The sequence below is a fragment of the Arthrobacter sp. UKPF54-2 genome (genome assembly GCF_007858535.1).
Lineage (GTDB): Bacteria > Actinomycetota > Actinomycetes > Actinomycetales > Micrococcaceae > Arthrobacter.
The window spans coordinates 1,710,971-1,736,295 of the sequence record NZ_CP040174.1 but is presented as its reverse complement, the minus strand read 5'-3'; the positions used below and the strand labels follow the sequence as shown (position 1 = coordinate 1,736,295).

The following is a 25,325-nucleotide window of genomic DNA, read 5'->3' as shown; positions in this document are numbered from 1 at the left end:
AGACGTCCGGGCTTCTAGGCGAATTCGGCGATCAGCTCGACCTCGACCGGCGAGTCGAGCGGCAGAACGGCAACGCCGACGGCGGAACGGGCGTGCTGGCCGGCGCCGCCGAGGACCTTGCCCAGCAGCTCGGACGCGCCGTTGATGACACCGGGCTGGCCGGTGAAGGAGGGGTCGGAGGAGACGAAGCCAACCACTTTGACGATCCGCGTGATGCGGTCGAGGTCGCCGATCACGCTTTTCACCGCCGCCAGGGCGTTGACGGCGCAGACCTCGGCGTAGCGCTTGGCCGCCTCCGGGGACACGGTCGGTTCGTCCGAGGTGCCTTCGGTCCCGGAGGAGACCTTGCCGGTGGCTTCGAGTTTGCCGTCGATGAACGGCAGCTGGCCCGAGGTGTAGACATGGTTGCCGGAGATGACCGCGGGGACGTAGGCGGCCACCGGAGCGGCCACGGCGGGAAGCGTTAGGCCCAGCTCGGCGAGCCGCTGTTCGACGGCGGACGACGCGCCGGTGCCCGCGGCGTTTTCGGTGCCGGCCGGGGCTGTTGCACTGCTGTTTGTGGAACGTGCGCCGGCGGCCGGGGCGGCCGCTTCAGGGGTGCTCATGGCTACGGCTTCTCCCGCTTCAAGTAGGCAACCAGGCCGTTTCCATCGGGGCCCGGAACAACCTGGACAAGCTCCCAGCCGTCGTCACCCCACTGATCCAGGATCTGCTTGGTCGCGTGAATAATGAGCGGAATCGTGGCGTACTCCCATTTGGTCATGAAGTAAAGCCTAGTCCTTGCCGGTAAAGTGGAAAACATGGCGACTGGTAAGAACCCTTTATTCGACACGGCCACCACCCTCGGAAAGATCATTCTTTTCCTGGGCGTGAGCGCCATTTGTGGTGTGCTCGTGGCGGGGCTGCTGGTCCCGGCGGCCGCCCTCTCCGGCAACACCGCCAGCGGCTCGATCAAGTTCTTTGAGACCCTCCCGGCCGAGCTCCAGGTCGATCCCCCGAGCCAGTCCACCAACATCCTCGCTGCCGACGGCAGCGTGATCGCCAGCCTCTTCTCCGAGAACCGGACCCGGGTGTCGCTGGACAAGATGTCGCCGTACATCAAGGACGCGGTGGTCGCCATCGAGGACAGCCGCTTCTACGTACATGGCGGCGTGGACACCACCGGCATCCTGCGCGCGCTGGTCAGCACCGCCCGCGGCAGCAAGCAGGGCGCGTCGACCATCACGCAGCAGTATGTCAACAACGTCATCAACTCCTCGCTGGAATCCGAGGGCAAGGGCGATCAGGTCCTACTCAACGGCGTCAACAAGGGCGTCGGGGACAAGCTCCGCGAGATGAAGCTCGCCATCGCCCTGGAGAAGAAGTTCACCAAGGAGCAGATCCTCGAGGGCTACCTGAACATTGTCTTCTTCAACCGCGACGCTTACGGCATTGAGGCTGCTTCGAAGTTCTTCTTCAGCACCTCCGCCAAGGACCTGACCCTGCCGCAGGCCGCGCTGCTGGCCGGCCTGGTGAACAGCCCGTCCTTCTATGACCCGATCACCCACCCGGACAACGCCAAGGTGCGCCGGGACCTGGTGCTGAAGGCGATGCTGACGCAGGACAAGATCAAGCAGGCGGAGTACGACGCCGCCGTTGCCACCCCGGTGGAAACCAAGGTCACCCAGGCCAAGCAGGGCTGCGCGTACGCCTCCACGGCGCCGTACTTCTGTGACTACGTGCTGCACCTGCTGCTCAACAACCCTGCCTACGGCGCCGACGCCGACGCCCGCAACCGGAAGATCTTCCGCGGCGGCCTGACCATCAAGACCACGCTGGACCCCAACGCCCAGGCCGTCGCCCAGGCCCAGGTGGACGCCTCGGCCGGCGCGAACCCGGACAAATGGGGCGCCTCCCTGGTCTCGGTCCAGCCCGGCACCGGCAAGATCATCAACATGGCCCAAAACACCGTGTGGTTCCCCGCCGAGGGAAAGTTCGACACGAACCTGAACTTCAACGTCGACAAACTCGATGAGAAGGGCAACGACCTCAACGGCCTCGGCGGCGCGCAGCCGGGCTCGACCATGAAACCCTTCACGTTTGCCGAGTGGCTCAATGAGGGCAAGTCGATGAACCAGGTGCTCAACGGCGCCGTGCGGAAGTACCCGCTGAACTTCAAGTGGAGGAACTCGTGCGGTGTGACCACCGGCGCCTACAACACCGCCGAAAAGGACCTCGGCGCGGCGGACGACCTGCAGAACGCCGAGGAGACCTGGTACCGGCCCCTGACCGTTCTTGAGGGCCTCTACAACTCCATTAACACCATCACTTTCGCCTCCGCGGCCCAGCTGGACTTCTGCGGCATCCAGAAAATCGTTGACTCCGTCGGCCTGCACTCCGGACTGCCTGAAGTGGACAAGGACGGCAAGATCCTCGAGGCGAACCCGAAGATCAACATGTTCACCACCGCGAACCTGCTGGGGTCCACCCAGACCTCGCCGCTGTCCATGGCCAGCGCGTTTGCGACCTTCGCCAACGACGGCAAGTACTGCGAGCCGATCGCCATCACCTCGGTCACTGACCAGAACGGCGCCCAGTTGCCGGCCCAGGCCACCAACTGCCGGGACGCCATCAAGCCCGAGGTCGCCCGGGGCGTCAACTACGCGCTGCAGGAGGTCCTGAACCGGGGCTCGGGCGCGCTGATCAAACCGCGGATCTCCACCCGGACCAACTTCCCGATCGCGGCGAAGACCGGTACCTCCAACAACAACGGGTCCACCTGGGTGGTCGGCCACACCCGGGGCCTGGCCACGGCGTCCTGGTTCGGCGACGCTTTGCTTGACCAGCGGCGCCCCGGCCAGAACATCACCATCAACGGCCAGTTCTACAAGGGGATCGACGGCTACATGATCGCCGGCCCGCAGTTCTCGAACTTCATGGCCCAAGTAGCCCCGGCGTACGGTACCGATCCGTTCCCGGCCCCGCCCTCGAACATGGTCTCCGGCCCGGTCACCGCCCCGGCTCCGGCCCCGGCAGCCCCGAAGCCATCGACGGCGCCCACCCAGGCACCGGCGCCCACCGACAGCCCTGCGCCGAGCAGCCCGGCACCTGCACCGGCACCGCCCGGCAACGCTCCGCCGACGCCCCCGGGGCAGAAGCCCTAGCCATGGCCACCGCCAGCACCCTGGCTAGCCGCGCCCGGAGCATCGGGCGCGGCTTTGCCGTGACCGCCGTCGTCGGAGCTGCCGCAGGCACCGCCGCGGCCGGCTACGGGCTGTGGGAGAAGAACCAGTTCGTGCTGCGGGAGGAAACCCTCCCGATCCTGCCGCCTGGTTTCGGGCCGCTGCGGGTGCTGCACCTGAGCGACATCCACTTCGTGCCCGGCCAGCGCCGCAAGGCCGCTTGGCTCGGGTCCCTCGCCGGACTCAAACCCGACCTGGTGGTCAACACCGGGGACAATCTCAGCCACCCCCAGGCGGTGGGGCCGGTGCTGGAGGCCCTGCGGCCGCTGATGGAGTTCCCCGGCGTTTTTGTTCCCGGCTCCAACGACTACTACGCGCCCGGCTTCAAGAACCCGGCCGCCTACCTCCGGGGACCCTCCAGCCGGCCGAAGAAACCCGTGGAGCTGGACTGGCCGAGGCTGAAGGCGGGCTTTGGGATGGCCGGCTGGGTGGACCTGACCAACCGCTGCCAGTCGCTGGTGATCGGCGGATTGCGGATGGACTTCTCAGGCGTGGATGATCCGCACCTGCGCCTGGAGCGGTACGCCGGCTGGCCCCGCGGCACCAGGGGCCAGGATGCCAAGCCGCACCTGCGGGTGGCCGTTGTGCACGCCCCCTACCAGCGCGTGCTGGACCACTTCACCGAGGATTCCGCAGATCTGCTGCTGGCCGGGCACACCCACGGCGGGCAGATCTGCGTCCCCGGCTACGGTGCCCTGGTGTCCAACTGCGACCTGCCCACCTGGCGGGCCAAGGGCCTGCACGACTGGGAAAGCAAAGGCCGCACGACGCCGGTGAACGTCTCCGGCGGCATTGGCACCTCGCGCTTCGCCCCCGTACGGATCGCCTGCAAGCCCGAGGCCGTGCTGCTCACCCTGACCGCCCGGAGCTGACCCGGCGCTACCCTACCCGGATCTCCCCCGGTGCACCTTGGCCGGATGCGGGGGACATTGCGCCAGCTTCGGAGGGACATGCCCATCCCCCGTACCTGCGTCTACACCGCAGATGCCCGAGGCCAAGGTTCCAACGGGCATGCCCAGCTTTCACGCCCAGCAACGGACATGCCCGGTCAAAGACCCACGCTCCACCGGACATGCCCGGTCTTCACGCCCAGCGATGGACATAACGGCATTTTGCCCATCCCCGGCGTCCAAGGATGGACATGTCGGTCTAGCCCTGTAGCGACGAATGAGCATGCTCAACTGGGCGGCCGCGGAACGGGCATGTCCGAACCTTGAGGGACCCAACAATAGGCATGTCCCACCGCGCTGCCCGGGCGATGGGCATGTCCCGCCGGCACGCCGGACGATGGGCATGTCCCACCGCGCTGCCCGGGCGATGGGCATGCCCCACCGCGCCGCGCTGGCATGGGCATGTCCCGCCGGCACGCCGGACGATGGGCATGTCCTGCTGGCAAGCCCCTCCCCGCACTGACATTACGGAACATAATTACTGCGCCAGTTTGCGGTACGGGCCGATATCCTGTGAACCCGGTCACGGGATGGCCTAGGGTAGTTGCTATAGGAAACTACATCCAGTTGCGTAATTCATTTCGCAGTCGCAGTTAAGAAGCAGGCATGGCCAAGCAGACACCGTTTTTCTCGTCAATCAGTCGTCTCTATCCGCACGTCAGGCCGATCATGCCGCGGCTTGTCCTGGGCCTGGTCTCTGCCCTGATGGCCAGCCTCGTCGCCCTCGCCATCCCCCAGGTGCTGCGGGTGCTCATCAACGACTGGCTGCAGCCAGGCGGCAGCAGCCAGGCCGTCTGGATCGCCTCCGCCGTGATTCTCGTCCTGGGCATCGCCGAAGCCGGGCTGGTGGCGTTGCGCCGCCAGTTCGTGATCAACCCGGCCACCACGGTGGAAACCCGGATGCGGGTCTCGCTCTACGACCACCTCCAGGACCTCGCCGTGTCCTTCCACGACCGCTGGGGCTCGGGCCAGCTGCTCTCCCGCGCCATGACGGACCTGAACTTCCTCCGGCGCTGGATGGCCTTCGGTGCGATCATGCTGGTGGTCACCACCCTCACGGTGGTGATCGGCGTCGTCGTGATGTTTGCCATGAGCTGGCAGCTCGCGCTGATCTTTCTGGCCGCCGCCGTGCCAATCATGATCTACGGCTTCCGCTTCCGCACCCGGTTCAGCAAAGTGGCCCGCCGCAGCCAGGACCAGGCCGGCGACCTCGCCACCACGGTCGAGGAGTCCGTCCACGGCATCCGCGTGCTCAAGGCCTTCGGCCGCAGCCGCGAGGCGCTGGAGAACTTCAACGAACAGGCCGAGGAACTGCGCCAGACCGAGATTGTGAAGGCCAGGCACCTCGCCGCCTTCAGCCTCGTCGTCACCCTGCTGCCTGAGCTGGCCCTGGGCGCCGGGCTCGTCGTCGGCATCATGCTGGCCGCCGGCGGCCAGCTGAGCATCGGCTCGCTCGTGGCGTTCTTCGCCACCGCCGCCGTGATCGCCGCTCCGGTGGAGTTCTGCGGCATGCTGCTGGCCATGGCGCTGACCGCCAAGACCGCGGTGGACCGGCATTTCGAGGTGATGGACGCCGTCAACACCATCACCAGCCCGGACGAGCCGCGCCGCCCGGCCGAGCTCAGGGGCGCCCTGGGCTTCCACAACGCCACCTTCGCCTTCGAGGACGCGCCGGAGAAGCCGGTCCTCAAGGACATCTGCCTGGACATCCGGCCGGGCGAGACGATGGCCCTGGTGGGCATCACCGGCAGCGGCAAAAGCGCCCTGCTGCAGCTGGTGCCGCGCCTGTTCGAGGTCACGGCGGGCTCCGTGACGATCGACGGCGTGGACCTGCGCGAGTTCAGCGTCGAGGAACTGCGTACCATCGTCTCGGTGGCCTTCGAGGACACCACCCTCTTTTCCAGTTCCGTGCGGGACAACGTGCTGCTCGGAGTACAGGGCCAGGAGTCTCCGGAGCGCCGGGAAGAAATCCTGGCCGAGGCGCTGGACACCGCTCAGGCGCACTTCGCCTACTCCCTGCCCGAGGGCCTGGACACGCTCATCGGCGAGGAGGGCCTGAGCCTGTCCGGCGGGCAGCGTCAGCGGATCGCCCTGGCCCGGGCCGTCGCCGCCAAGCCGAAGGTGCTGGTGCTGGTGCTGGACGATCCGCTCTCGGCCCTGGACGTCAACACCGAGGAGCTCGTCGAGGCCCGGCTGCGTGTCGTGCTCGCGGACACCACCACCCTGATCGTGGCCCACCGCCCCTCCACCGTGGCCCTGGCCGACCGGGTGGCCCTGCTGGAGGACGGCCGGATCGCCGCCGTCGGCACCCACACGGAACTGCTGGCGGAGAACAGCCACTACCGCTACGTGATCGCCAGCCTGGACCCGGAACCGCGGGATCTGGACTCTGAACTGTCCGCCCTCGAGGCCGAGGAGGTGTCCCGATGAGCACGGCCACCTTTGGTACCGCCAACGAGGACAACGCGCACCTGTCCAAGTCCGACAGCAGGGCCGTCCGACGCCGCTCCCTGGCCCTGCTCGGCTCACTGATCCGGCCGGTCCGCCGGCGCTTCTGGCTGACCATCGCCGCCGTCGTGCTGTCCCAGGCTGCCCGCGTGGCCGGCCCGGCGCTGATCGCGTTCGGCATCGACCACGCCCTGCCGGCCCTCCGCTCCGGCGACAACCTCCCGCTGATGCTCGCCGGCGCCGCGTACCTCGCCGCGGCCGTCGCGACCGCGGGCCTCACGGCCCTCTACGTGACCTCGACGGCGCGGCTGAGCCAGGCGATGCTGCTGGACCTGCGGGTGCGCGTCTTCCGCCAGACCCAGCGGCTGAGCCTGGAGTTCCACGAGAAATACACCTCGGGCCGCATCATCGCCCGGCAGACCTCGGACCTTGAGGCGCTGCGGGAACTGCTCGACTCCGGCGTCAGCTCGCTCGCCTCCGGGCTGCTGTTTATGGTCTTCACCGCCGTCACGGTGTTCGCCCTCGACTGGCGCAGCGGGCTGCTGGTGCTCGCGGCCGGCGTGCCGATGTACTTCCTGGCCCGCTGGTACCAGAAGCACTCCGAGATCGCGTTCCGTGAATCCCGGGTCGTCTCGGCCCGGCTGATCGTGCACTTCGTCGAGACGATGACCGGCATCCGCGCCGTCAAGGCCTTCCGCAAGGAGCGCCAGAACGCCCAGCGCTATGCCGAACTCTCCGAGGACTACCGCAAGGTCACGGTCCGGTCGATCAACCTCAACGGTGTCCTCCAGCCCGGCCTGGTGCTGATCGGTAACGTCTGCGTCGCCGTCGTCCTGCTCTCGGGCGGCTTCCGGGTACTCTCCGGTGAACTCGCCGTGGGCGTGCTGCTGGCCCTGATCCTCTCGGCCAAGCGCTTCTTCCAGCCCGTCGACCAGATGGCCATGTTCTACAACTCCTTCCAGAGCGCGCAGGCGGCGCTGGAAAAGGTCTCCGGGCTGCTTGAGGAGGTGCCCACGGTCCGTCCGCCGCAGAACCCGGTGGCGCTGCCGGCGGCGGAGGGCCGCATCGACTTCGAGAACGTCGAGTTCCGCTACGGCGACGGCCCAGTGGTCATCCCCGCCCTGGACCTGCACATCCCGGCCGGCCAGACGGTCGCCCTTGTGGGCCAGACCGGCGCCGGCAAGTCGACCCTCGCCAAGCTGATTGCGCGCTTCTACGACGTCTCCTCCGGTTCGCTCACGCTCGACGGCGTGGACCTGCGCCAGCTCACGACGTCGGACCTGCGCCGGAACGTGGTGATGGTCACCCAGGAGGCGTTCCTGTTCAGCGGATCCGTGGCGGACAATATCGCCCTCGGCCGGCCGGAGGCGTCCCGTCAGGAAATCGAGGACGCGGCGAAGGCCGTGGGCGCCCACGAGTTCATCATGGCGCTGCCGGACGGGTACGACACCGACGTGAACAAGCGCGGCGGGCGGGTCTCGGCCGGCCAGCGCCAGCTGATCAGCTTCGCCCGGGCGTTCCTGGCCCGGCCCGCGGTGCTGATCCTGGACGAGGCCACGTCCTCGCTGGACATCCCGTCCGAACGCCTGGTCCAGGCCGGCCTGGCGAGCCTGCTGCGGGTAGTCGGCTCAGCCGGCTCCGGCGGGGCCGGCCGCACGGCGCTGATCATCGCGCACCGGCTCTCCACCGTGGAGACCGCGGACCGGGTGCTGGTGGTCCACGACGGCCGCGTGGTCGAGGACGGCACGCCAGCGGAGCTGATCGGCGGCGGCGGACGCTTCGCCAAGCTGCACGGGGCGTGGAAGGACTCGCTGGTCTGACCCGGCGGCGCCCGCCCTCCCTGTGACGGCTCCGATTTCGCATCCGGGGGCCGGATCGGATACTCTTGTGAAGTTGCTTTTGAAGTAACGGATCGGGATGTGGCGCAGCTTGGTAGCGCGCGTCGTTCGGGACGACGAGGTCGCAGGTTCAAATCCTGTCATCCCGACCAGTCAAAGAGGGTCTTCCATTCGGAAGGCCCTCTTTTGTTTTCACAGCGGGCCCCAGGTCGCGGGTTATAGGACAAAATGTGTGTCTTTTTCGGGCGTGTTAGGTGCGTCCTGCCCAGCCTTTTCTGGCCCAGAGGCCTTCTTCGGCGCTGAGACCGGCGCTATAACGTTCCGGGCCCGGAGTACCGTCCGTGATCACCGTTCGCTTCGGCCGCGGGAGCTCGTAGTGGTGCGCCGCGATCAGCTCGGCCGGCGGTAGCGGGTTTTCGCTGTGGAGGTAGAGGTACCACTCGATGGCGCGCTTTTGGTGCTCTTCGCTCATCCCGCGGTGGGCCCGGAGGATTAGACGGAGCTGGGCGTTCGTGCCGCCTTCGATTCGGTTGGTTGTGGGTGCAATGTTGAGCCCGGCGTGTTCGGCACGCAGGTACGTGAAGAGAGTCCCGGCCCGGCTGAGGCGTTCGAGGAGCCGGTAGGCCTTGCGCAGCCGGTCGTGGGTGAACCACCAGCTTTGGTTTGCCCGCACCCATCCCGGCACGAGGGCGGTGCCGTTGCGGTAGGTCCTGGCCCGGACGAGGTGCCCGTGGTCCTGATACCAGTCGTTCAGGCCTCCGAGCCAGGCCGCGGCTTCGGTCGCCGTGGTGATTCTGGTCAGGGCACGGCCAAGGCGCAGGAGCGCTTTGCCGGCCTCGGTTCTGGGCCGGCCGGTCAGGTAGGTGCGGACGTTGCGTTGGACGTGCACCTGGCAGCGCTGGACCGCGGTCTCGGACCAGCATTCAGACAGGGCGGCGGCAATCCCGGCGCCGCCGTCGGTGATCACGACCGTGGGCGCGGGGAACCTTGCCAGCAGGGCCGCCCACGCAGCCTTTTTCTCGGTGTCGCACCATTGCCACCCGAGGACGTAATCGCCGGCGACCGCGATCAGGCAGCACCACGAGCCGACGTAAATCCCGTCGACCTGGATCTGGTCGTGGACCTCGCCGGTGACGGGAATCTGTGGGGCGATATTCCAGCACCAGCCCGTCCGGCGGCGGAAGGACCGGTCGGCGCCTTCCCGGACACACTCGACCTGGGAGCTCTTGCCCATGAGCCAGCCGAGAAAGGCGCCCAGTTGGGCCCGGCGTTCCACATCGGGCCGGGTCCTGGTGCTGCTCGCACCGCACCCCGTACATCTCCACCGGGTCCGCCCGGCGGAGGTCTTACCGTTCCGCTTGAGTCCAGAACCACAGAGCACACAACGCGAGGAATTCCCAGCACCAGCCACAACTACGAGTCTCAGGGCATAGCAAACCCCGCATTACCGCCCCGGCACTAGGAAGCAGGCCTCACGCAGACACACATTTTGTCCTATAACCCCAGGTCGCCGCCGTCGCCATAAACCCCTCGCTTGCTCCGTAACTGCCGTTTTGACCGCTTAAAACGGCCATGACGGAGCAGTCGACGGGGATGAGATAAAAAACAGCCCCGGGACACCTAGTGGCGTTGCCGGGGCTGTCCTTCGAGCGTCTGGTTACATCGGGTCGGGCCAGTTGCCCACGTTCGTGGAGTAGGTCATCGGGTCGGGCCAGTTGCCCACGGCCGTGGCCGTACGCATGGGGTCCGGCCAGTTGCCAACGGCGGTGATGTTGGTGGTATCGGCGATGGAACCTGCGGACAGAACGGCCGGAGCCGCTGCGGAGAAAGCCAGGGCGCCCGCGAGAACCGCGCCGGCTGCAATCTTCTTCAACATAGAGTTCCTCAATTTTGAGTCGGAGTCGTTACCAAGTCAGCACTGCCCTTGTTGACATACATTGTAAAATGTTTTCCACAGAGAGTGTCAAGCATTTAGTACATGAAGTGTCCGGAATGAGGTGGTATCCGTGGGGAACGGATTCGGGGAGAAACTCCGCGCGGAACGGCTGGAGCGTGGGCTCACGCAGGCCGAGCTGGGGAAGGATCTCTACTCGCCGAGCTACATCTCGCTGCTCGAAACGGGCCGCCGGGAACCTACCGCGGATGTCATCGAGGAACTCGCCCGCCGACTCGAGCTGGCTCCCAAAGCCCTCGAAGCGTGGAGCCAGCCGGTTTCCGTGAGCGACGCCGAGTACGTACTGGCCGGCCTGTACGCCCGCCAGGCCTGGGACCTCCGGGACTACCCGCTGGCGGCGGTACACGCCGCGGCTGCCGCCCAGATCGCCTTGGAAGCCAAGAACACCAGCGCCTGGTGGAACATGACCTACATGCAGGCCGAATGCATGATCAAGCAGGGCATGTGGGCCGACTGCAAGGCGATCGTGCAGCGCCTGCTGGACCATCCGATGGCCGCCGAGTCGGCCGGTCTCGGGGTGCGGGCCCGGCAGATGCTTGCCGCCGCCGCCCAGGGCCAGGGCCAGCTGACCACGGCGGTGGAACAGGCCGAGGAGGCGGTGCGGCTCTGCTCACAGCTGCCCAAGGGCTCCACCCTGATCATCGGCGCCCTGCGCGCGCTGATCGGCGCCCTGGCCGAAAGCGGCCGTCTGGACGAGGCCTGGAAGTATTGCCAGGACATGAACGAGCAGATGGATGAGCAGTCCATGTCCCAGCTGGCCGGAGAGGTGGCCTGGGTGGTGGGCAACGTCGCCTTTATGCGCCACGACTACCCCGAGGGCATCAAGTACCACGAGAAAGCCGCCAAGCTGCTCTCCCCCGCGAACGACATCGACCTCTGGGCCAGGTTCAACAAGGCCTCCGCCGCAGTACGCCTCTCCTCCGGGATCGTCGAACCGGAAACCCTGTCCGCGATCGAACGCGCCGAACTGGCCCTCTCAATTGTGGGCGGCAACAAAACGGACCACCTCGAAGTTGCCTTCATCCGGGCGCGCTGGCTCTACCTCACGGGCGACATCGTGGGCGCCGTGCAGAAGCTGCGCGAGATCCACGCGGAGCGGGACGTGTTGGCCAAGCACACCGCGGGCGAGGTCTCGCTCCTGCTGGGCAAGGCACTCAAGGCCGCCGGCGAAGCCGAGGAGGCCCTCGTGTACCTGGAGGAAGCCCAGAAGGAGTTCAGCGCGGCCGGCGCCTCCGACCGGGTCCAGCAGGCCATGGACGCCGTGCTCGAGATCCGGCTGGCCCAGCGCCGCGCCGCGGCCGCCGCCGGCACCTGACCCGCAGCACCCGCCTCAGGCGAAGGACCGCCCGGTAAGCAGCTCGAAAGCCTCCACGTAGCGGCTGCGGGTGCGGGCGACGACGTCGGCCGGCAGTGCCGGCGGCGGCGTGTCGGAGGCCTTGTCCCAGCCCGACTCCGCAGAGGTCAGCCAGTCGCGCACGTACTGCTTGTCGTAGGACGGCTGCGCCTTGCCCGGAGCGTAGGTGCTTGCGTCCCAGAAGCGGGAGGAGTCCGGGGTCAGGACCTCGTCGCCGAGGGTGATGACGCCGCTGGCGGTGTCGATGCCGAACTCCACCTTGGTGTCGGCCAGGATGATGCCGCGGGTCCCGGCGATTTCCTCGGCCTTGGTGTAGATCTCCAGGGTCAGCTCACGGAGCCGGCCGGCGACGTCCTCGCCCACCAGCTCCACGACGTCCTCGAAGGTGATGTTCTCGTCGTGTTCCCCCACCTCGGCCTTGGCCGAGGGGGTGAAGATGGCCTCGGCGAGCCGGGACCCGTCCACCAGGCCCGGCGGCAGCGGGATGCTGCAGACGGTGCCGGATTCCCGGTATTCGGCCAGCCCGGACCCGGTCAGGTAGCCGCGGGCGATGCATTCCACCGGGAACATCTCGAGCTTCTTGCAGATCATGGCGCGGCCCTCCACGGCGGCGGGGACGCCGCCGTCGACCGTGGCTGCGAGCACGTGGTGCTCCACGCCGAGCTGCTCGAACCACCACAGGCTCAGCTGGGTGAGGATGCGCCCCTTGTCCGGGATCTCGCTGGCGAGGACATGGTCATAGGCGCTGATGCGGTCGCTGGCCACCACCAGGACGCACTCGTGGCCGAAGCGCTCCGTGATGGAGGGGTCCGCCGGGATGTAGAGGTCGCGGACCTTTCCGGAGTAGACGTGCGTCCAGCCGGGCAGCTCCAGCGTCACGGTGTCGAGGCCGCCCGCGGGCAGGGAGGAGTCAGTGGCGTTCATGGTCAGGCCTTCGCTTTCGCGGCCGCAGCTGCGGCAACGGCGGAGGCCGTGCCGGGCGCCGTCACCTTGATTTCGCCGCGCGCGGCCTTGCCGCCGATGTCGGTGCGGAACTGGCCGCCGTCGAGCTGGACCAGTTCGACGCCGTCGTACGCGCGCTCCCGTGCCTCCACGAGGTCGGTCCCGAGCGCCACGACGGCGAGGACGCGGCCGCCTGCGGAGACGACTTTGCCCTCGTCGTCGAGTTTGGTGCCGGCATGGATGACATGCACGCCCTCAATGGCTTCGACCTTCTTCAGGCCGCGGATCCGGTCCCCAGTCCGGGGCGTCCCCGGATAGTTTTCGGCGGCGACGACGACGGCGACCGCCGACTCCTTGGACCAGCGCAGCGGCTGGACCTTGTCCAGTTCGCCCTTCGCGGCGGCCATCAGCAGGCCGCCGAGGGGCGTCTTCAGCCGGGCCAGGACGGCCTGGGTTTCCGGGTCGCCGAAGCGGACGTTGAACTCGATCACGCGGGTGCCGCGGGACGTCAGGGCAAGGCCGACGAACAGCACGCCGACGAACGGGGTGCCGCGGTGCGCCATCTGGTTGACGGTGGGCTGCGCGACCCGGTCGATGACCTCCTGGACCAGGCCTTCGGGGGCCCAGTCCAGCGGGGTGTAGGCGCCCATGCCGCCGGTGTTGGGGCCCTCGTCGTTGTCGAAGATGCGCTTGAAATCCTGCGCCGGGGACAGCGCCACGGTGGTGCTGCCGTCGCACAGGACGAAGACGGAGACCTCCGGGCCGTCGAGGAATTCCTCGATCACCACGGTGCCGCCGGCGTCGAAGCAGCTCTGCGCGTGCGCCAGGGCCTCGTCGCGGTCCTTGGTGACCACAACGCCCTTGCCGGCGGCGAGCCCGTCATCCTTCACAACGTACGGTGCGCCGAAGGTGTCGAGCGCGTCGGCGGCTTCCGCCGCGTTGGACGCCACCCGGGCCATGGCGGTGGGCACGCCGGCCTCGGCCATGACTTCCTTGGCGAAGGCCTTGGAGGCTTCGAGCTGGGCGGCGGCCTTGCTGGGACCGAACACCGGGATTCCGGCGTCGCGGACCGCGTCCGAGACACCGGCGGCGAGCGGCGCCTCGGGTCCCACCACCACGAGGTCGACGGCGAGCCTGGTGGCCAGGGCGGCGACGGCGTCGGGGTCGTTCGCGTCGATGGCGTGGGTGGGGACCAGCTTGCCGATGCCGGCGTTGCCCGGGGCCGCGTGGACCTCGGAAACATTCGGGTCGGCGAGCAGGGACCGGACAATGGCGTGTTCGCGGCCGCCGGGGCCGATGACAAGTACCTTCACAGTTCCCAAGGGTACGTTGTGGACCCGGCCGGCTCCTAAGCTGTGACCGCCCTGCTGGACATGCCCGTCCCACATACCGGTCTGACGCGCATACCCATCCTTCGGGCCCAGGTTCCACAGGACATGCCCGTTCCACGCCGCAGCCACTGGACATAATCCGCATATGTCCACTCCTCACGCCCACGGATGGACATGCCCCGCGCCGAGCCCCGGACCGGCCAACGCGGACGCGCCAACCCCGGGCCAGCCAACGCACATGCCCGTTCTTGGCCGCGCCCACTGAACATAATCCGCATATGTCCATCCCTCACGCCCCGGGAAGGGCATGCCGATCCCTCACACCCAGGGAAGGACATGCCCCGCGCCAAGCCCCGGACCGGCCAACGCGGACGCGCCAACCCCCGGGCCAGCCAACGCACATGCCCGTTCTCGGCCGTTCCCACTGAACATAATCCGCATATGTCCATCCCTCACGCCCAGGGAAGGGCATGCCCCGCGCCGCCCAGGGCGGAACGGCAGCCGGGCCTGCCCGCTTCGCACCCCGGCAGGTCAATCCGCGGGCCGCGCCGCTCCGAACACCCTGTATGACAACGCCCAGCACCCCGAAGCCCGGCACGACTCCGCAATCCAGGAAGCGGCCCAAGCTGCTGTCCGGGCCCACCGCGCTCGCAGCGCTGGCCGGGGTGGTCGCGGCCGGCGTCGTGCTGGCCGTCGCGGAGCTGATCGGGGCGTTCTTCACGGCCCGTGCCACGCCCCTGATCGCGCTGGGCTCAACTTTCATCGACTTCACCCCGCCGTGGATGAAGGACTTTGCCATCGCCACGTTCGGCACGAATGACAAGGCCGCCCTTTTCGTGGGCATGGGCCTGACCATCCTGGTTCTGGCGTGTGTGCTCGGCATCGTCGCCTTCCGCAAATGGACCCTGGGTGTAGCCGGTGTCCTGCTGCTGGGCACGGTGATCGTGGCCAGTGTGGTGACCCGGGCCAGTGTGAAGCCCCTGGACGCCGTTCCTTCGCTGATCGGAACCGTCGCCGGACTGGTGGTACTCCGGTTCCTGATCGGCAAGCTGTGGCGGATGCGGGAATGGCCGGAGGTGGCCTCGGACCTTGGCGCCAAGGAGCCGGACCGGCCGGCCACCAGCCGCCGTACGTTCTTCACCGCCACCGGCATCACCGCCGTGGCGGCTGCCGTCGCGGCCACGGGCGGGCGGCTCCTGAGCGCCGCCCGCAGCAATGTGGCGCAGGCCCGGGAAGCCCTCAGGCTGCCCGCCCCGGCCAGGGCCGCGGCCGCGGTGCCCGCCGGCGTCCAGTCCAAGGCCCCCGGCGTCACCCCCTGGCTAACCCCGAACAAGGATTTCTACCGGATCGACACCGCCCTCAGCGTGCCGGAAATCAACGCCCAGGACTGGGAGCTGCGGATCCACGGCATGGTCGAACAGGAGGTGCGGCTCAGCTTCCAGGACCTGCTCGATGCGCAGCTGATCGAATCCCACGTCACGCTGACCTGCGTCTCCAACCCGGTGGGCGGGAACCTGGCCGGCAACGCAAAATGGCTGGGCATGCCCATCCGCGACGCCCTCAAGCTGGCCCGGCCCAAGGCGGGCGCGGACATGGTGCTCTCCACCTCGGTCGACGGTTTCAGCGCTTCCACGCCGCTGGAGGTCCTGCAGGATGACCGGGACGCGATGCTGGCGATCGGCATGAACGGCGAGGCCCTGCCGCTGGAGCACGGCTACCCGGTGCGGATGGTGGTCCCCGGCCTGTACGGCTTCGTCTCGGCCACCAAGTGGGTGGTGGATCTCGAGGTGACCCGGTTCGCAGACAACAAGGCCTACTGGACGCAGCGCGGCTGGTCCGAGCGCGGCCCGATCAAGACCATGGCCCGGGTGGAGGTTCCCAAGTCCTTCGCCAAGGTCCCCGCCGGGAAGGTTGCGATCGGCGGCACGGCCTGGGCCCAGACCCGCGGCATCACCAGGGTGGAGGTCCAGATCGACAACGGCCCGTGGACCGAGGCGGTGCTCTCGGCCGAGGCCTCCGTGGTGACCTGGCGGCAGTGGTCCTTCGACTGGGAGGCCACCCCGGGGCCGCATTACATCAAGGCTCGCGCCACCGACGGCACCGGCGAGGTGCAAACGGACAAGCGCGCCGATCCTGTGCCCGACGGCGCCTCCGGCTGGCAGTCCGTGATGGTCACCGTGGAGTAACCGGGCTGGGCCGGGATCGCACCATAGAATTGCTGCATGCCCTCGAACCCGCATGCCACCTTCACTGTTGAGTCCGCCGTCGAACTGGCAGTCGTTGAACGCAGCGGTTTCATCGAGTCCCGGCACATCGGCTCCGCCGTCGTGCTGTCCGCGGACGGCAAGGTCGTCACCGAACTCGGCGACATCACCACCCCGATCTACGCCCGGTCCACGCTCAAGCCGCTGCAGGCCCTTGCATCCATGCAGTCCGGCGTCCCGCTGCGCGGCGCGCAGGTGGCGATTGCGTGCGGAAGCCACGTCGGGTCCCTTGACCACATGGACGTGGTCGAGGGCATGCTGAAGGCCGCCGGCGTGAAGGAGGCCCAGCTCCAGTGCCCCGCGGCGTGGCCCGAGGACGAGACGGCCCGGACCTGGCTGGTCCAGACGGAACGCGGGAAGTCCAAGCTCGCGTTCAACTGCTCGGGGAAGCACGCGGCGTTCCTCTGGGCCTGCACGGAAAACGGCTGGGACACGCACAGCTACCTCGAACCGAACCACCCCCTGCAGCAGCGCATCCGCTCCGTGATTGAGGAGTACTGCGGCGAGCGCATCGCCCACCTGGGCATCGACGGCTGCGGCGCCCCGGTGGCGGCGGTGTCCCTCACCGGGCTCGCCCGTGCCTTCTCCCGCCTGGCCAAGGCCCCCGGGGACAACAACTCCAACGCCCGCGCCGCCACGATCGCCACCTCCATGCTGGACTACCCGTGGGCCGTGCAGGGCCGGGGGCAGGCCAACACGATTGTGATGGACGAGCTGGGGATCATCGCCAAGATCGGCGCCGAGGGCGTGCTGGTCATGGCCACCCCGCAGGGCGTCTCGGTGGCGATCAAGGTCCTCGACGGCAACATCCGCGCCACCACCCTGGTGGGCCTGACCCTGCTGGCCGCCGCGGGCGCCGTCGAGATTCCCGAGGTCTCCAGCGTGCTGGAAAAGGTTGTGGACCCGGTGCTCGGCGGGGGCCGGCCGGTCGGCAAGATCCGCCTCGGCCACGCCGTCTCGGCGCTGCTGGACTAGGCCCGTGGCAGTTCAGCGGCGACGGATTCCCGTGGACGAGGGCCGCGCGGCCTTGGCCGCCTGGCGCGACGCCCATGCGCCGGCGGCGGATGCGCCGGCGTCGGAAGGGCCAGGGTCGGAAGGACCCGCGGCGGAAGGACCGGCGGTCTCCCGTACCACGATCGCGACGGCGGTGCGCTACACGTTGGAGGAAGTCACCGCCCGGGCACCGGGCAACTCGGTGGAGGTCCGCGTCCCGCCGTTCGGCGTCACCCAGTGTGTGGAGGGCCCGCGGCACACCCGGGGCACTCCCCCGAATGTCATCGAGTGCGACGCCGCCACGTGGCTGGCGATGGTGACCGGCCGGCTGAGCTGGGCGGACGCGGTCGACGCCGGCACGGTGGCCGCCTCCGGGCTGCGGGCCGACCTGTCCGGGTTGCTGCCGCTCTAGGGCTGCTGCCGCTTTAGGGCCTCAGCCGCGGCCGATGAACGGCATGCCGGCGGCGGTGATCACCATCGAGCCCACATTCGCCGACGCGGGCATGTCCGCCATCAGGAGCACCGCGCGGGCGGCGTCCTCAACCGGGAACGTCGGCTCCACCCGGCGGCTGCCGTCGGCCTGCAGCGCTCCATCACCGACGCCGATCTCATCCATCAGCTCCGTGGCGGTGTTGCCGATGTCGATCTGGCCGCAGCTGATGCCGAAGCCGCGGCCGTCGAGGTCAATGCTCTTGGTCAGACCGGTAATCGCGTGTTTGGTGACCGTGTAGGCGACGGTTCGGGGCCGGGGCGAGTGCGCGGCGATGGAACCGTTGTTGATGATCCGGCCGCCCTGCGGCGACTGCGCCTTCATGGCCCGGACGGCGGCGGCGGCGCAGAGCAGGGAGCCGGTCAGGTTCACCGCCACCGTGGCGTCCCAGTCGGCCACGCTGATCTCGTCCACCGCGGCGGCGGGGCCAAAGACGCCGGCGTTGTTGAACAGCACGTCAACCCGCCCCCACTGTTCGAGGACCACCGCGAAGAGCCGTTCGACGTCGTCGGCCCGGGTGACGTCGCAGGGAACGGCGAGCGCCTGCGCGTGGCCTGCGCCGGTCTCCAGCAGGGCCGCCTCCCGGCGTCCGGCCAGCACCACGCGGTAGCCTTCGGCGAGCATCAGCCGCGCCACGGCCCGCCCGATTCCGGAGCCGGCCCCGGTGACGACGGCGACCCGGCCGAGGTGGTGCTGGCGTGTCATGAGGAGCTCCCTAGAGTGGCGGGCTGGAATCCGGTCCCGGACAGCCTATGCCGAGATGGCACTTCACGGCAGTGCCCGGCACAAACATTGCCGCGAAATGCCTTCCCGGTCCACTGCCGGGGCCTGCGGCCAGGACGTACAGTAAAGCGTGGCAACCACCGCGGGCGAAGCCTTGCTGGCCTATCTTCGAGCGCAGCTCACCGAACTGCGCCGTCGTGCGCCGGGCGTGCTGGCGGAGCAGCCCGAAGATGTCCACCAGATGCGCGTGGCGGCCCGCCGCCTCCGCTCCTTGCTGGCCTCGGGCCGGCCGCTGTTCGACGAAGGCGCCGTGGACCCCCTCCGCGATGAACTGCGCTGGCTCTCCGGACTGCTGGGGGCGGCCCGCGATCCCGGAGTGGTCCACGAACGGCTCGACTCCTTGCTCGCCCGGGAACCCGAAGCGTTGCGCTTTGGCCCCGCGGCCACCCGGATCGACGAGGAGCTCGACGCCCTGGCCGCCGCCGGATTCCTGGCAGCCATCGAGGCCCTCGCGAGCGAGCGCTATGACCTGCTGCTGGCCGCTTTGGAGCAGTTCCTGGCCGGCGCGCCGCAGTCGCCGGCGGCGGCCGCGGCGCCCGGGCCGGGGATCGGCAAGCTCATGGCCCGGGACGAGCGCAGGCTGCGGCGCGCCGTCAATCGCCTCACCCCGCGCTCCGACGACGGCGAAGACACCCGGGACGCCGGCCTGCACGAGGTCCGCAAGGCCGCCAAGCGCCTGCGGTACTCGGCGGAGCTGGCGGCCTCGCTGCCGAACGAGCCCGGCGGCAGCGGCACAGGAAAGAAAGCCGGAAAGAAAGCCCGGAACCGGCTCCGTCGCGCCAAGCGGACGGCAAATTCCGCGCGTAGGATCCAGCAGCTCCTCGGACTGCACCAGGACAGCGTCGTGGCCCGGGCGCGGCTGGCCGAGCTGGGCGGCCGGGCACTGCGCAGCGGGGAGAACGGATTCAGCTACGGCCGCCTGCACGCCAAGGAAGAAGCCCTGGCGGCCGCCGCGGAGCGGGCCTTCCTCAAGCTCTGGGCGAAGTTTCCCTCGTCCTCCTGAGCCCGGCGTCGGCAGGTCAGCGGACGCGCGAGGCGAGGGCGCCGATGGCGCTGCCGGCCAGGTTGTCCAGCAGTGCCCGCGGGCTCTCGTAGACCTCCACGGCACCGGCTTCGCGGAGCTCGGCTTCGCCGGTTCCGCCGCAGGTGAGGCCGATGGCGGGAATGCCGAGGGCGCCGGCAGCGTAGATGTCCCAGACGGCGTCGCCGACGTAGACCGCGTTTTCGGCGGCCACGCCCACGGCGTCCAGCGCGGCGGCGAGGATGTCCGGCGCCGGTTTGCTCTCCTTCGCGTCGGCCGAGCTCGTGGCGGCATGGATGTACGCGTCGGCGTCGATCACGGCGCGCAGTATCTCCAGGTCGCGGTCCCGGGCCGAGGAGGCGAGCGCGACGGCGAGGCCGCTGTCGTGGCATTGCGCCAGCAGCGCGCGGGCGCCGTCGAGCCGGCGGAGGGCCGGCCAAAACGTGGAGAACACGGCGGCCTGGGAGGTCAGGATGTCCGCATCGGCGTCGGTGTCGCGGTCCGCCGGCAGCAGGCGGTCGAGGATCCGGTCCCCGCCCATGCCCACCGACCGGTGAATGCCAGCCATCGGCACGTCGTAGCCCGCCTGCCGGAAGGCCTGCCACCAGGCGAGGGTGTGGAGGTAGGAGGAGTCGATCAGCGTCCCGTCGACGTCGAAGAGGACCGCGCCCCGGCGCCGGGCGGGGGCGGCCGGCTCAGTGGTGGGCACGGGTGCGCTTCGTGGCCGCGAGGGTGCCGCCCGAGAGCGAGGAGCCGCGCCCCGTGCCGCCGCCGGTCCGGCGCTTGGCCACCGAGGCCATCACGGCGGACTGGCCGTCGCCGCTGCGGTCCCGGACCAGGCCGGTGCCGGCAATCTCCCGTGCCTGGGCGATGCCTGCGACCGCCGCCCGCTTGGTGGGGAAGGTGACGGAGACGGCCATCAGGGCGCCCGCAGCGTCCATCATCCGAATCCGGTAGCCGCCGTCGGGCGCATCCACGAGTTCGAAATATCCAGCCATTGCCTTCTCCTTACCATCCTCACCCCACCGGGGATATTAGTAAGTATACTTATCTAAGCTCTGGAGAAAAGCCCGCCTCAGCGGCCGTCCGCCTGCAGCTGCAGGGCGCTCCGGACCAGCGCGAAGTGGCTGAAGGCCTGGGGTGTGTTGCCCAGCTGCCGCGCGGCGGCTACGTCCCACTCCTCACTGAGGAGCCCGACGTCGTTGCGCAACGCCAGCAGCCGTTCGAACAGTTCCTTGGCTTCCCGACGCCGGCCGGCGCCGATCAGGGCATCGACGAGCCAGAAGGAGCAGGCGAGGAAAACGCCCTCCCCGCCCGGGACGCCGTCGTCGCTCTGCTCCTGCCGGTAGCGCAGCAGGAAGCCGTCGTGAGTGAGCTCCCGCTGCACGGCGTCGATGGTGCCGAGCACCCGTGGATCGTCCGGGGGCAGGAAACCCACGTGCGGGATCAGCAGCAGGCTGGCGTCCAGTTCGGGCCGGCCGTAGGACTGCACGAAGGTGTTGCGTTTGGCGTCGAATCCCTTGGCCATAACGTCGGCGTGGATGGTGTCGCGGAGCGTTTCCCAGCGGTCCGCCGGCCCGGGGAGGCCGAAATCCCGGACGCCCTTGACCATCCGGTCCGCCGCCACCCAGGCCATCACCTTGGAGTGGGTGAAATGGCGGCGCGGCCCGCGCATTTCCCAGAGTCCGTTGTCCGGACGGTCCCAGGCGGACTCCAGGTGCTCCATCAGCGCCACCTGCACGTCCCAGGAGTCATCCCCGTCCTGCAGCAGCGAGGTCCGGGTCAGGGCGAGGCAGTCCAGGACTTCGCCCCAGACGTCCAGCTGCAGCTGCCCGGCGGCGCCGTTGCCGATCCGCACCGGCTTTGATCCCTCGTAGCCGGCCAGCCAGTCCAGCGTCATTTCCGGCAGCCTTCGCTCCCCGTGCAGCCCGTACATGATCTGAAGGTCGGCAGGATCCCCGGCCACCGCCCGCAGCAGCCAGTTCCGCCACGCCGCGGCTTCCTCGGAGTATCCGGAGGCGAGCAGGGCCTGGAGCGTCAGGGTCGCGTCCCTGAGCCAGCAGTAGCGGTAATCCCAGTTCCGTTCCCCGCCAAGTTCCTCCGGCAGCGAGGTGGTCACGGCCGCCACGATGCCGCCGGTGGGGGCGAAGGTCAGCGCCTTGAGGGTGATCAGCGAGCGCAGCACGGCATCGCGGTACGGGCCGGTGACCTGGCACTTTGCCGCCCACTGCAGCCAGAACGACTCGGTGGCTTCCAAGACCGCCTCCGGATCCACCGTCCGCGGGCGGCCGAGGTGGCTGGGCGCCCAGGTCAGGACAAAGGGGACCCGCTGCCCTGCCTTGATGGTGAAGTCGCTGGCGGTCTGCATGTGCTCACCGCGAAGGGGCGCCTCGGTCACCAGGTAGGCGGCGTCGGGGCCGGCGACGGCGTGGATGCCGTGCTCGTCATGGCGGACCCAGGGGACGATGTGGCCGTAGTCGAACCGGAGGGCCAGTTCGCCGCGCATCCGCACCGACCCGCGGACCCCCACCACGATCCGCACGATGTCCGCTGCGCCGTCGCGGGGCGACATGAAGTCGATGACCTTGACCTTGCCTTCCGGGGTTTCCCACTCGGTTTCAAGGATCAGGGTGTTCTTGCGGTAGCGCCGCCGGGTGCATTCGCCGCCGGCCGCGGGGGCGAGCAGCCAGCGGCCCGCCTTGGGGCTGTCCAGCAGGGCGTTAAAGCACGCCGGCGAATCGAAGCGCGGCAGGCACAGCCAGTCGATGGAGCCTTCCGTGCTGATCAATGCGGCGGTGTGCAGGTCGCCGACCATAGCGTAATCCTCGATGCGTGCCATGGGTCTTACAGTGCCGCACGGCCCGACGCCGGACGGGGATTCCGCGTTACGCCGGGCTGCGCCCGCGGCTGAACGGCCCGTGAACCGCCGACGTAATCGCCGGCCCGGCGGACCGCTGTGGGAGAGTGGAGCTATGGAAATGGCGTCGCAGGAACCACCCCAGGCTAAGAAGGACTCGGACAACAGGGTCCAGGGCAGCCAGGCCTTCCGGCTGGCCCACCTCGTCTCGGACACGGTCAACCACCTCCGCCTCAAGGCCGCCCGGCGCTGGAAGTTCAGCCCGCAAACCATCGCCTACCAGGGCTACGGTTCCACCGAGTGGGTCCGGATCCTGGGCCGCGTGGTGCTCACCAGCAAACCGACCCCCGGCAGCCGGGCCGAGCAGGCGGCACAAAACGGCAACCAGAACATCCGCGGCTGGCGTGCCTTCACGTCCGTCCCGATCCAGTTCGTCGAGGTGGACATCGAGATCGGCGGCACCACCACCCGCGTGAACGCCGACCGCGGCGGCATTGTGGACACCGTGGTCCCGGTCCAGCTGACGCCGGGCTGGCACACCGCCGTGCTTCGCGCCGAGGGCACCGAGCCCGCGGAAGCGAAAATCTACGTGATCGCCCCGGACACCACGCTGGGCATCGTCTCGGACATTGACGACACCATCATGGTGACGGCCCTCCCCCGGCCCTTCCTGGCTCTGTGGAACACCTTTGTGCTCAATGAGCGGGCCCGGATGGCGACGCCGGGGATGGCCGTGCTGATGGACCGGCTGCTGGTGGAACACCCCGAGGCGCCGGTGATCTACCTGTCCACCGGGCCGTGGAACGCCGCGCCGACGCTGGCCCGCTTCATCACCCGCAACATGTACCCGCCCGGCACCCTGCTGCTGACCGACTGGGGCCTGACCCACGACCGCTGGTTCCGCAGCGGCCAGGACCACAAGCGCCGCAATCTGGAGCTGCTGGCCAAGGAGTTCCCCAACATGCGCTGGCTCCTCTTCGGCGACAACGGCCAGCACGACGAGGCGATCTATTCGCAGTTCGCCCAGGCCCACGGCGACCGGGTGGCCGCGATCGGCATCCGCCAGCTCTCGACCGGCGAGGCCGTGCTGGCCGGCGGACACTCCGAAACCGGCGACCACACCGGCTCGAACGTGCCCTGGGTCTACTCCCCCGACGGCGCCGGCATGGCCAAGCGCCTGCAGGAGCTGGACCTCCTTTAGCCCCCGGCCGCGGGCGCACCCGCGGCCGGCGCCGGCGAGTCCGCGGCTGGCGTGCCGGCGGCTGGCGTGTTGGCGTCGGCGGTGTTGGCACCGGCCGTGTTGGCTGCGGCTGCGCCCGCGTCGGCCGTGTTGGCACCGGTTGCGCCGGCGGCGCGGTTCCGGGCCGCCATGAGCTCCCGGATCCAGTAGAAGGAAGCCTTCGGGGTGCGGGCCATGGTGTCCCGGTCCACATGGATCAGGCCGAACTGCTGCTTATAGCCCGCGGACCATTCGAAGTTGTCCAGCAGCGACCACACGTAGTAGCCGCGCAGCTCAATCGATTCGGCGGCGCCGCCGGGCGACGTCGCCTCGATGGCGGCGCCGATGTGCTCGGCGAGATACCGGACGCGGCGCTCGTCGGGGACGATCAGCCGCCCCTCGGCGTCGTGGATCTCCAGGTCCTCGAAGCTCGCGCCGCCCTCGGTAATGTAGACCGGCGGCAGTTCCGGGTAACGCTCGGCCATTTCCGCGAGCGCCACGGCCATGTAGTCCGGCCTGATCGGCCAGCCGTAGGCGGTGATCTCGGTGTCCGGGAAACTCTGGACGTGGAACGGGGTCGCGCCGCCGTCGCCGTTCAGGTCGTTGCCCATGGCCTCGGCCATGCCCTTGGGTACGGTGCCCTCACCCGGGCCGGCCGCCACCCGGGTGGGCATGTAGTAGTTCAGCCCATAGAAGTCCAGCGGCTGCGAGATCAGCTCCATGTCCTCGCTGGAGGGGCTGAAGGAGGAGAAGAACGTGGCCGCCCTGATCGCGTCCGGGTACTTGCCCAGCAGCACCGGGTCCGCGTACAGGCGGTTTTGGGCCATGTCCATCAGCCCGGCACTGACCTTGTCCAGCGGGTTGATGGACGCCGGGACCATGGGCGAATAGACGTTGGTGAGGCCGATGTCGCCGGGCACCTTGGCCGCCCGCAGCGCCTGCATCGCGAGCCCATGGCCCAGCAGCTGGTGGTGGACACTGGGAAGCGCCTTGAGCATATGGGTTTCCCCCGGGGAGTGCACGCCCAGCATGTAGCCGTTGGCACTCACCGTGGCGGGTTCGTTGATGGTCACCCAGCGCGTCACCCGGTCGCCGTAGGCCGCGGCGGCGATCGCGGCGAATTCCCCGAGCCGGTAGGCGGTGTCCCGGTTCATCCAGCCGCCGGCCTCGTCCAGTTCCAGCGGGGTGTCCCAGTGGTAGAGCGTGGCCATCGGCGAGATCCCGTTGGCCAGCAGCAGGTCGATCAGCCGGTCGTAGAAGTCCAGCCCCTTGGGGTTGACCGGGCCGCTGCCGCCGGGCTGGATCCGCGGCCAGGACAGCGAGAACCGGTACGAATCGATGCCCATTTCCTTCATCAGCGCCACGTCTTCGGGCATCCGGTGGTAGTGGTCGCAGGCCATCGCGGGGCTGTGGTCATCAACGATCGTGCCGGGCCGGGCGGCAAACATGTCCCAGCCCGAGGGTCCCCGCCCGTCCTCGTCCAGCGCCCCCTCGATCTGGAAAGCGGCGGTCGCCACGCCCATGGTGAATCCGGGCGGCAGCAGGGCTGCCAGATCGTGGGCGGAAGCGTTCATTGGCGGATCCCCTATGCAGTTGCGCTGGTGGTTGATTGATTTTAGGCCCCGGCAGGTGCCCGCGCCACAACCGGGCCCCAGCGCGC

General features: G+C 68.9%; 21 protein-coding genes and 1 tRNA gene. 11 read left to right on the top strand and 11 right to left on the bottom strand.

Annotated features, from left to right (window positions below):
• Positions 1-14: 14 nt before the first annotated feature.
• Together E7Y32_RS07910 and E7Y32_RS07905 are read right to left on the bottom strand one after the other, a co-directional pair.
• Positions 15-605, bottom strand: a complete 591-nt coding sequence (locus E7Y32_RS07910) for a RidA family protein (protein WP_146336648.1) — start codon at positions 603-605, stop codon at positions 15-17.
• A gap of 2 nt (positions 606-607) precedes the next feature.
• Entirely contained in the window at positions 608-763 is a 156-nt protein-coding gene (locus tag E7Y32_RS07905; RefSeq protein WP_146336647.1) for a DUF4177 domain-containing protein, read from the bottom strand.
• 37 nt (positions 764-800) lie between these two features.
• Here E7Y32_RS07905 and E7Y32_RS07900 point away from each other — a divergent pair, with 37 nt between their 5' ends.
• The 5 genes from E7Y32_RS07900 (at position 801) to E7Y32_RS07880 (ending at position 8,609) form a co-directional block, all read left to right on the top strand.
• A complete protein-coding gene (locus E7Y32_RS07900; RefSeq protein ID WP_146336646.1) occupies positions 801-3,143 on the top strand; it encodes a transglycosylase domain-containing protein in 2,343 nt (780 codons plus the stop codon).
• 2 nt (positions 3,144-3,145) lie between these two features.
• A complete protein-coding gene (locus tag E7Y32_RS07895; protein WP_146336645.1) occupies positions 3,146-4,093 on the top strand; it encodes a metallophosphoesterase in 948 nt (315 codons plus the stop codon).
• Positions 4,094-4,777: 684 nt separating this feature from the next.
• A complete protein-coding gene (locus E7Y32_RS07890) occupies positions 4,778-6,601 on the top strand; it encodes an ABC transporter ATP-binding protein (RefSeq protein ID WP_146336644.1) in 1,824 nt (607 codons plus the stop codon).
• The gene (locus E7Y32_RS07885; protein WP_146336643.1) at positions 6,598-8,439 is read left to right on the top strand and encodes an ABC transporter ATP-binding protein; all 1,842 of its coding nucleotides are present in this window, start codon (positions 6,598-6,600) and stop codon (positions 8,437-8,439) included. The genes E7Y32_RS07890 and E7Y32_RS07885 overlap by 4 nt, the downstream gene beginning before the upstream one ends.
• A gap of 93 nt (positions 8,440-8,532) precedes the next feature.
• Positions 8,533-8,609: transfer RNA gene (locus tag E7Y32_RS07880), tRNA-Pro, on the top strand.
• A gap of 98 nt (positions 8,610-8,707) precedes the next feature.
• On the opposite strand, the gene E7Y32_RS07875 is transcribed toward E7Y32_RS07880, so the two are convergent.
• Together E7Y32_RS07875 and E7Y32_RS07870 are read right to left on the bottom strand one after the other, a co-directional pair.
• Positions 8,708-9,838 carry an IS1249 family transposase gene (locus E7Y32_RS07875; RefSeq protein WP_261382595.1) on the bottom strand — a complete coding sequence of 377 codons (1,131 nt, stop codon included), beginning with the start codon at positions 9,836-9,838 and terminating at the stop codon, positions 8,708-8,710.
• Positions 9,839-10,114: 276 nt separating this feature from the next.
• Complete coding sequence (locus tag E7Y32_RS07870; RefSeq protein WP_138768328.1) at positions 10,115-10,333, bottom strand: hypothetical protein; 219 nt, start codon at positions 10,331-10,333, stop codon at positions 10,115-10,117.
• Between the two features lie 130 nt (positions 10,334-10,463).
• Here E7Y32_RS07870 and E7Y32_RS07865 point away from each other — a divergent pair, with 130 nt between their 5' ends.
• The gene (locus E7Y32_RS07865) at positions 10,464-11,726 is read left to right on the top strand and encodes a helix-turn-helix domain-containing protein (RefSeq protein WP_146336642.1); all 1,263 of its coding nucleotides are present in this window, start codon (positions 10,464-10,466) and stop codon (positions 11,724-11,726) included.
• Between the two features lie 15 nt (positions 11,727-11,741).
• Here E7Y32_RS07865 and E7Y32_RS07860 read toward each other — a convergent pair whose 3' ends face one another.
• Together E7Y32_RS07860 and purD are read right to left on the bottom strand one after the other, a co-directional pair.
• Entirely contained in the window at positions 11,742-12,689 is a 948-nt protein-coding gene (locus E7Y32_RS07860; RefSeq protein WP_146336641.1) for a phosphoribosylaminoimidazolesuccinocarboxamide synthase, read from the bottom strand.
• A 2-nt stretch (positions 12,690-12,691) separates the two neighbouring features.
• Positions 12,692-14,020 (bottom strand): phosphoribosylamine--glycine ligase, encoded by a 1,329-nt coding sequence (gene purD, locus E7Y32_RS07855; protein ID WP_146336640.1) that lies wholly within the window; start codon positions 14,018-14,020, stop codon positions 12,692-12,694.
• Between the two features lie 584 nt (positions 14,021-14,604).
• Here purD and E7Y32_RS07850 point away from each other — a divergent pair.
• The 3 genes from E7Y32_RS07850 to E7Y32_RS07840 are packed head-to-tail and all read left to right on the top strand — an operon-like array spanning position 14,605 to position 17,707.
• A complete protein-coding gene (locus E7Y32_RS07850; protein ID WP_146336639.1) occupies positions 14,605-16,224 on the top strand; it encodes a molybdopterin-dependent oxidoreductase in 1,620 nt (539 codons plus the stop codon).
• Between the two features lie 36 nt (positions 16,225-16,260).
• A complete protein-coding gene (locus E7Y32_RS07845) occupies positions 16,261-17,277 on the top strand; it encodes an asparaginase (RefSeq protein ID WP_146336638.1) in 1,017 nt (338 codons plus the stop codon).
• Positions 17,278-17,281: 4 nt separating this feature from the next.
• A complete protein-coding gene (locus tag E7Y32_RS07840) occupies positions 17,282-17,707 on the top strand; it encodes a sterol carrier family protein (protein WP_146336637.1) in 426 nt (141 codons plus the stop codon).
• Between the two features lie 21 nt (positions 17,708-17,728).
• Here the strand turns inward: E7Y32_RS07840 and E7Y32_RS07835 are convergent, their stop codons facing one another.
• Positions 17,729-18,490 (bottom strand): SDR family oxidoreductase, encoded by a 762-nt coding sequence (locus E7Y32_RS07835; protein WP_146336636.1) that lies wholly within the window; start codon positions 18,488-18,490, stop codon positions 17,729-17,731.
• 148 nt (positions 18,491-18,638) lie between these two features.
• Between E7Y32_RS07835 and E7Y32_RS07830 the strand changes: the two genes are divergently transcribed.
• A complete protein-coding gene (locus E7Y32_RS07830) occupies positions 18,639-19,571 on the top strand; it encodes a CHAD domain-containing protein (protein ID WP_146336635.1) in 933 nt (310 codons plus the stop codon).
• A 16-nt stretch (positions 19,572-19,587) separates the two neighbouring features.
• Here E7Y32_RS07830 and E7Y32_RS07825 read toward each other — a convergent pair whose 3' ends face one another.
• The 3 genes from E7Y32_RS07825 to E7Y32_RS07815 form a co-directional block, all read right to left on the bottom strand.
• Entirely contained in the window at positions 19,588-20,298 is a 711-nt protein-coding gene (locus tag E7Y32_RS07825; protein WP_146336634.1) for an HAD family hydrolase, read from the bottom strand.
• Positions 20,285-20,587, bottom strand: a complete 303-nt coding sequence (locus tag E7Y32_RS07820) for a hypothetical protein (protein WP_146336633.1) — start codon at positions 20,585-20,587, stop codon at positions 20,285-20,287. Before E7Y32_RS07820 ends, E7Y32_RS07825 begins: the two co-directional genes overlap by 14 nt.
• A gap of 77 nt (positions 20,588-20,664) precedes the next feature.
• Positions 20,665-22,428, bottom strand: a complete 1,764-nt coding sequence (locus E7Y32_RS07815) for a glycoside hydrolase family 15 protein (RefSeq protein WP_146336632.1) — start codon at positions 22,426-22,428, stop codon at positions 20,665-20,667.
• A gap of 133 nt (positions 22,429-22,561) precedes the next feature.
• On the opposite strand from E7Y32_RS07815, the gene E7Y32_RS07810 reads away from it, so the two are divergent.
• Positions 22,562-23,647 carry an App1 family protein gene (locus tag E7Y32_RS07810; RefSeq protein WP_146336631.1) on the top strand — a complete coding sequence of 362 codons (1,086 nt, stop codon included), beginning with the start codon at positions 22,562-22,564 and terminating at the stop codon, positions 23,645-23,647.
• Here E7Y32_RS07810 and E7Y32_RS07805 read toward each other — a convergent pair.
• Positions 23,644-25,239 (bottom strand): GH1 family beta-glucosidase, encoded by a 1,596-nt coding sequence (locus tag E7Y32_RS07805; protein WP_146336630.1) that lies wholly within the window; start codon positions 25,237-25,239, stop codon positions 23,644-23,646. The genes E7Y32_RS07810 and E7Y32_RS07805 overlap by 4 nt on opposite strands.
• Between the last annotated feature and the right edge of the window lie 86 nt (positions 25,240-25,325).

Excerpts from the sequence above, each read along its gene's own strand:
- E7Y32_RS07910 (WP_146336648.1), bottom strand. The coding sequence starts at position 605 with ATGAGCACCCCTGAAGCGGCCGCCCCGGCCGCCGGCGCACGTTCCACA.
- E7Y32_RS07905 (WP_146336647.1), bottom strand. The coding sequence starts at position 763 with ATGACCAAATGGGAGTACGCCACGATTCCGCTCATTATTCACGCGACC.
- E7Y32_RS07900 (WP_146336646.1), top strand. The coding sequence starts at position 801 with ATGGCGACTGGTAAGAACCCTTTATTCGACACGGCCACCACCCTCGGA.
- E7Y32_RS07895 (WP_146336645.1), top strand. The coding sequence starts at position 3,146 with ATGGCCACCGCCAGCACCCTGGCTAGCCGCGCCCGGAGCATCGGGCGC.
- E7Y32_RS07890 (WP_146336644.1), top strand. The coding sequence starts at position 4,778 with ATGGCCAAGCAGACACCGTTTTTCTCGTCAATCAGTCGTCTCTATCCG.
- E7Y32_RS07885 (WP_146336643.1), top strand. The coding sequence starts at position 6,598 with ATGAGCACGGCCACCTTTGGTACCGCCAACGAGGACAACGCGCACCTG.
- E7Y32_RS07870 (WP_138768328.1), bottom strand. The coding sequence starts at position 10,333 with ATGTTGAAGAAGATTGCAGCCGGCGCGGTTCTCGCGGGCGCCCTGGCT.
- E7Y32_RS07860 (WP_146336641.1), bottom strand. The coding sequence starts at position 12,689 with ATGAACGCCACTGACTCCTCCCTGCCCGCGGGCGGCCTCGACACCGTG.
- E7Y32_RS07850 (WP_146336639.1), top strand. The coding sequence starts at position 14,605 with ATGACAACGCCCAGCACCCCGAAGCCCGGCACGACTCCGCAATCCAGG.
- E7Y32_RS07845 (WP_146336638.1), top strand. The coding sequence starts at position 16,261 with ATGCCCTCGAACCCGCATGCCACCTTCACTGTTGAGTCCGCCGTCGAA.
- E7Y32_RS07835 (WP_146336636.1), bottom strand. The coding sequence starts at position 18,490 with ATGACACGCCAGCACCACCTCGGCCGGGTCGCCGTCGTCACCGGGGCC.
- E7Y32_RS07820 (WP_146336633.1), bottom strand. The coding sequence starts at position 20,587 with ATGGCTGGATATTTCGAACTCGTGGATGCGCCCGACGGCGGCTACCGG.
- E7Y32_RS07815 (WP_146336632.1), bottom strand. The coding sequence starts at position 22,428 with ATGGCACGCATCGAGGATTACGCTATGGTCGGCGACCTGCACACCGCC.
- E7Y32_RS07810 (WP_146336631.1), top strand. The coding sequence starts at position 22,562 with ATGGAAATGGCGTCGCAGGAACCACCCCAGGCTAAGAAGGACTCGGAC.
- E7Y32_RS07805 (WP_146336630.1), bottom strand. The coding sequence starts at position 25,239 with ATGAACGCTTCCGCCCACGATCTGGCAGCCCTGCTGCCGCCCGGATTC.